The organism is Kitasatospora sp. MY 5-36, assembly GCF_001182915.1.
Lineage (GTDB): Bacteria > Actinomycetota > Actinomycetes > Streptomycetales > Streptomycetaceae > Kitasatospora.
On the sequence record NZ_LFVW01000722.1, the window covers coordinates 1 to 5,345 of the forward strand.

The window sequence follows — 5,345 nt, forward strand, 5'->3', positions numbered from 1 at the left end:
CGCACCGCCGCCAGCTCGGGCTCCGCGCGGGCGTCGTCCGCGGACAGCCCGGCGAGCAGCACCCGGCCGACCGCCGTCCCGTCGACCGGGGCCCGGCGCCCGATCCGGGACGGCTCCGCGCCCGGCGGCCCGGCCACCTCGTCCAGGTAGAGCACCTCGCCGTCGTGCAGCACGGCGAGCCGGACGGTGTACCCGCAGCGGGCGTTGAGCGCGGCCAGGTACGGCGCGGCGACCTGCCGGACGTCGAAGTCCTCCAGTGCGCGGTGGGCCAGCGAGAGCACCCGGCCGCCGATCCGGTAGCGCAGGTCCGGCTGGCGGCGGGCGAAGCCGTGCTCCTCCAGGGTGCGCAGCAGCCGCAGGGCGGTGGACTTGTGCACCCCGAGGCTGCTGGCGGCCTGCTCCAGCGAGAGCGGTGCGTCGCCGAGCGCGTCGAGCAGGGTCAGCGCGCGGTCGACCGACTGCGACATGGCGTTCCCCGTGGATCCGGCTGACTGGTGGCGTCAGGCTAACCGCTGGGTGGCTCAGTGGTACAAACCAGTACCGGACGCGGCCGTCCGGCCGTGGTGCGTCCGGCCCGTGCGGGCGGTGGCTGGATCGGTGCCCCGGGCCGGAACCCCGCCCCGTGCGGCGCTCTACAATCGGATGGTTATGCCATACCTGGACCATGCGGCGACCACGCCGATGCTGCCCGAGGCGATCGCCGCGATGACGGCGCACCTGGGGGTGGTCGGCAACGCCTCGGCCCTGCACGCGGCCGGCCGCCGGGCCCGCCGGGTGGTCGAGGAGTCCCGGGAGTCGCTGGCCGAGTCCCTGGGCGCCCGCCCCAGCGAGATCGTGCTCACCGGCGGCGGCACCGAGTCCGACAACCTCGCGGTCAAGGGCCTGTACTGGGCCCGCCGGGACGCCGACCCGGCCCGCACCCGGGTGCTGTGCAGCCCGGTCGAGCACCACGCGGTGCTGGACGCGGTGCACTGGCTCTCCGAGCACGAGGGCGCCGCCGTCGAGTACCTGCCGGTCGACGAGCACGGCCGGGTGCACCCCGAGGCGCTGCGGTCCGCGATCGAACGCGACCCGGCGTCGGTGGCGCTGGTCACCGTGATGTGGGCCAACAACGAGGTCGGCACCGTCCAGCCGGTCCGCGAACTGACCGCCGTGGCGGCCGAGTACGGCATCCCCGTGCACGCCGACGCGGTGCAGGCGCTCGGTCAGGTCCCGGTCTCCTTCGCCGAATCCGGCCTCACCGCGCTCACCGTCACCGGACACAAGATCGGCGGCCCGTTCGGCATCGGCGCGCTGCTGCTGTCCCGGGGCGCCGCGCCCGTACCGCTGCTGCACGGCGGCGGGCAGGAGCGCGACGTGCGCTCCGGCACCCTGGACGCCCCCGGCTCGGCCGGCTTCGCGGCCGCCGCCGCGATCGCCGTCGAACGGCGGGCCGAGCACGCCGTCACGCTGGGCGCGCTGCGGGACGAACTGGTGGCCTCGGTGCTGGACGCCGTCCCCGACGCGATCCTCAACGGCGACCCGTCCGCGGCCGGGCGGCTGCCCGCCAACGCGCACTTCTCCTTCCCCGGCTGCGAGGGCGACGCCCTGCTGATGCTGCTGGACGCCCAGGGCATCGAGTGCTCGACCGGCTCCGCCTGCTCCGCCGGGGTGCCGCAACCCAGCCACGTGCTGCTCGCGATGGGCGTCGACCCGCTGCTGGCCCGCGCGTCGCTGCGGTTCTCGCTCGGCCACACCTCGGTGCGGGAGGACGTGACGGCGCTGGCGGCGGCCATCGGGCCGGCGGTGCAGCGGGCGCGCAACGCCGGGCTGGCCTCCGTCCGGCGCTGATCCCGGCCGTGCGGTGCCGTTCCCGGCCGTCCGGCGCTGATCCCGTCTTCCGGGAACAGCCGGGCCACCCCGTACCCTTGTTGCCATCATGACTGACTTCCCGGGTGCCCCGACCACTCCGTCCACCGGCCGTCTGCGCGTGCTCGCGGCGATGTCCGGCGGAGTCGACTCCGCCGTCGCCGCCGCCCGCGCCGTCGAAGCCGGACACGAGGTGACCGGCGTCCACCTGGCGCTGTCCAGCAACCCGCAGTCCTTCCGGACCGGCGCGCGCGGCTGCTGCACCATCGAGGACTCCCGGGACGCCTGGCGGGCGGCCGACGTGATCGGCATCCCCTTCTACGTCTGGGACCTCGCCGAGCGCTTCCGCGAGGACGTCATCGACGACTTCGTCGCCGAGTACGCGGCCGGGCGCACGCCCAACCCGTGCCTGCGCTGCAACGAGAAGATCAAGTTCGCGGCGCTGCTGGACAAGGCCGTCGCCCTCGGCTTCGACGCCGTCTGCACCGGCCACTACGCCCGGATCGTCGACCTGCCCTCCGGCGCGCGCGAACTGCACCGGGCCGTCGACTCCGCCAAGGACCAGTCCTACGTCCTCGGCGTCCTCGACGCCGACCAGCTCGCCCACTCGCTCTTCCCGCTCGGTGACACCACCAAGGAGGAGATCCGGGCCGAGGCCGAGCGCCGCGGCCTGGCCGTCGCCAAGAAGCCCGACAGCCACGACATCTGCTTCATCGCCGACGGCGACACCCAGGGCTTCCTCGCCAAGCACCTCGGCACCGCGCCCGGCGACATCCTCGACGCCGACGGCACCAAGCTCGGCGAGCACGACGGCGCGTACGGCTTCACCATCGGCCAGCGCAAGGGCCTGCGGATCGGCCGCCCGGCCGCCGACGGCAAGCCGCGCTACGTCCTGGACATCTCCCCGGTGAACAACACCGTGACGGTCGGCCCGGTCGAGGGCCTCGACGTCACCGGGCTGACCGCCATCCGCCCCCGCTGGTGCGGCACCGAGCCCCTCGCCGACGGGCGCTACACCGCCCAGCTCCGCGCCCACGGCGAGGAGGTGCCGGTGAGCGCCTCGGTCGTCGACGGCGAACTGCGGGTGCGGCTGGACACCCCGGTGCGCGGCATCGCCCCCGGCCAGGCCGTGGTCCTCTACGACGGCACCCGCGTCGTCGGCTCCGCCACCATCGCCACCACCGAGCGCCCGGCCGTCACCGCCTGAGCGGCAGCGGCCGGGAGGGCCGGGCCTCCTGTCCACGCAGAGGCCCGGCTGGATCCCGGTGTCGGCAGGCCGACCGGCAGCGGGTGAGATGTCGGCCCGGTCGGCCATAGTGGACGGCATGACCTTCTACGAGCAGCACCGCGAGTTCATCGAGGAGCTGGAGCGGATCACCCCGGAAGGCGTCCGGATCGAATGGTCCGGAGACACGCTGATCATGCAGGCGTCGCCGTCCAACATCCATCAGCTCAACGTGGCCCAGGTGCGCAGGCAGTTCGAGCAGCACGCTCCTGACGGCTACCTTCCCAGCGAGCGGAGCGAGATCGTCAGCCCGGACGTCTCCAAGGGGCGTGAGCCGGACCTGACCTACCTCCCCCTCGACGTCCTCTCCCAGCCGGGTAACAAAGCCCCTGCCGCCGAAGCCCTGATCGCCGTGGAGATCGTCTCGCCGTCCAACCCGGGCAACGACTGGATGGACAAGCTGCACGACTACGCCGTGATGCGCATCCCGCTGTACCTGATCGTGGACCCGCGCCAGCAGACGGTGACGCTGTTCTCCGAGCCGAACCACGACCGCTACCACACCCGCAGCGACCGGAAGTTCGGCGACGCGATCACCATCCCGGAGCCCTTCGGCTTCAGCCTGAGCCTGTCGAAGCTCGTGCCGTACACCGAGTAATGGCGGTGAGCGGTGGGCAGGGGGCGTGATAGACCAGACGACACTATGAACATTTCTGTCTTCTGCTCCGCGTACTCGCTCGAGGACCGCTACTCCGCCCCCGCCGCCGAGTTCGCCCGGCTCCTGGGGGAGGGCGGGCACACCCTGGTGTGGGGCGGCTCGAACGCCGGGCTGATGGGGCTGCTCGCCGACGAGGTGAAGGCGGCCGGCGGCCGACTGGTCGGCGTGATGGTCGAGATGCTGCGGCACAAGGCGTACGTCGGCGCCGACGAGCTGGTGTGGACCGCCGACCTCCCCGAGCGGAAGGCGGAGCTGGCGGCCCGGGCCGACGCGATCGTCGTCCTGGTGGGCGGGCTGGGCACCCTGGACGAGGTGACCGAGGTGCTGGAGCTCAAGAAGCACGGGATGTTCGACAAGCCGGTGGTCGTGCTGGACACCGAGGGCTTCTACTCCGGCCTGCGCACCCAGATGGAGCGGATGGACGCCGAGGGCTTCCTGCCGCGCCCGCTCGCCGAGCTGATCACCTTCGCGGACACCCCCGCCGAGGTCTTCGCCCAGCTCAAGGCCTGAGAGGATCGGGTCCATGGCTGCACATCTGATCACCGGCGCCGGCTCCGGCATCGGCGCCGTCCTCGCCGAGCGACTCGCCGAGCGCGGGGACGAGCTCTGGCTGCTCGCCCGCGACGCCCGCCGGGCCGCCGAGCTGCGCGAGCGCTTCCCCGGGGCCCGCACCCTCGTCGGGGACCTCGGCGACCCGGGCAAGCTCTCCTGGGCCTTCGGCCACCAGCAGCTGCCCGTCGAGCTCGACTCCCTCCTGCACGTCGCGGGCGTCGTCGAGCTCGGCCCGGTCGGCGACCTGACCCCCAAGGCCTGGCAGGAGACGCTCAACGTCAACCTCGTCGCCCCCGCCGAGCTGACCCGCCTCCTGCTGCCGTCGATCCGGCTGGTCAAGGGCCACGTGCTCTTCGTGAACTCCGGCGCCGGCCTGAACGCCCACGCCGAGTGGTCGGCGTACGCGGCCAGCAAGCACGGCCTCAAGGCGCTCGCCGACGCGCTGCGCCACGAGGAGCACGCCAACGGCGTCCGGGTCACCTCCGTCTACCCCGGCCGCACCGCCACCGCGATGCAGGTCAAGGTGCACCAGCAGGAGGGCAAGGAGTACGACGCCGACCGCTGGATCGAGCCGGAGTCCGTCGCCAAGGCGGTCCTCGCCGCCCTCGACGCCTCCCGCGACGCGGAGATCACCGACATCACCGTCCGCCCGGGGCGCTGACGCGCCGCGCGGGACACCGGCGACGGCCGACGCCCCGCGCGCCCACCGGAGTTCGACACCACGTCCGCGTGCCCGACGGCCCCGGCACCGAGCCCTCCGCTCGGCGCCGGGGCCGTTCGCGCGGGGTGCGGCGGCCTGCGGATTTGCCGTTGGCGCGCCCCCACCGGTTGTGGAATGATCCGCTCCGCCCTCCAGTCGATCAAGGACGGACCAACGGAGGGTAAAGGCGTCATTCGCGCTTCAAAGTGCCCAGGGGGGTTCCCATTTCCAGATTCCGTACGGCCCTCGCCGCCGGTGTGACGCTGCTCGGGGCGGTCGGTCTGCCGGCCGTCTCCGCGGGC

The 5,345-nt window shown here is 73.4% G+C and carries 6 protein-coding genes; 5 read left to right on the forward strand and 1 reads right to left on the reverse strand.

Going from position 1 to position 5,345, the window contains the following annotated elements:
- On the reverse strand, positions 1-467 hold a 467-nt coding region (locus AE652_RS34450), incomplete at its 3' end, for an IclR family transcriptional regulator (protein ID WP_049658854.1).
- Between the two features lie 181 nt (positions 468-648).
- Here AE652_RS34450 and AE652_RS34455 point away from each other — a divergent pair.
- The 5 genes from AE652_RS34455 to AE652_RS34475 all read left to right on the forward strand — a co-directional run bounded on the left by AE652_RS34455 (position 649) and on the right by AE652_RS34475 (position 5,004).
- Positions 649-1,830, forward strand: a complete 1,182-nt coding sequence (locus AE652_RS34455; RefSeq protein ID WP_049658855.1) for a cysteine desulfurase family protein — start codon at positions 649-651, stop codon at positions 1,828-1,830.
- 88 nt (positions 1,831-1,918) lie between these two features.
- Complete coding sequence (mnmA, locus tag AE652_RS34460; protein WP_049658857.1) at positions 1,919-3,055, forward strand: tRNA 2-thiouridine(34) synthase MnmA; 1,137 nt, start codon at positions 1,919-1,921, stop codon at positions 3,053-3,055.
- A gap of 118 nt (positions 3,056-3,173) precedes the next feature.
- Entirely contained in the window at positions 3,174-3,731 is a 558-nt protein-coding gene (locus AE652_RS34465) for a Uma2 family endonuclease (protein WP_049658858.1), read from the forward strand.
- A gap of 45 nt (positions 3,732-3,776) precedes the next feature.
- Complete coding sequence (locus tag AE652_RS34470; RefSeq protein WP_049658859.1) at positions 3,777-4,301, forward strand: TIGR00730 family Rossman fold protein; 525 nt, start codon at positions 3,777-3,779, stop codon at positions 4,299-4,301.
- A 13-nt stretch (positions 4,302-4,314) separates the two neighbouring features.
- Entirely contained in the window at positions 4,315-5,004 is a 690-nt protein-coding gene (locus AE652_RS34475) for an SDR family oxidoreductase (protein WP_049658860.1), read from the forward strand.
- The last annotated feature ends 341 nt before the right edge of the window (positions 5,005-5,345 follow it).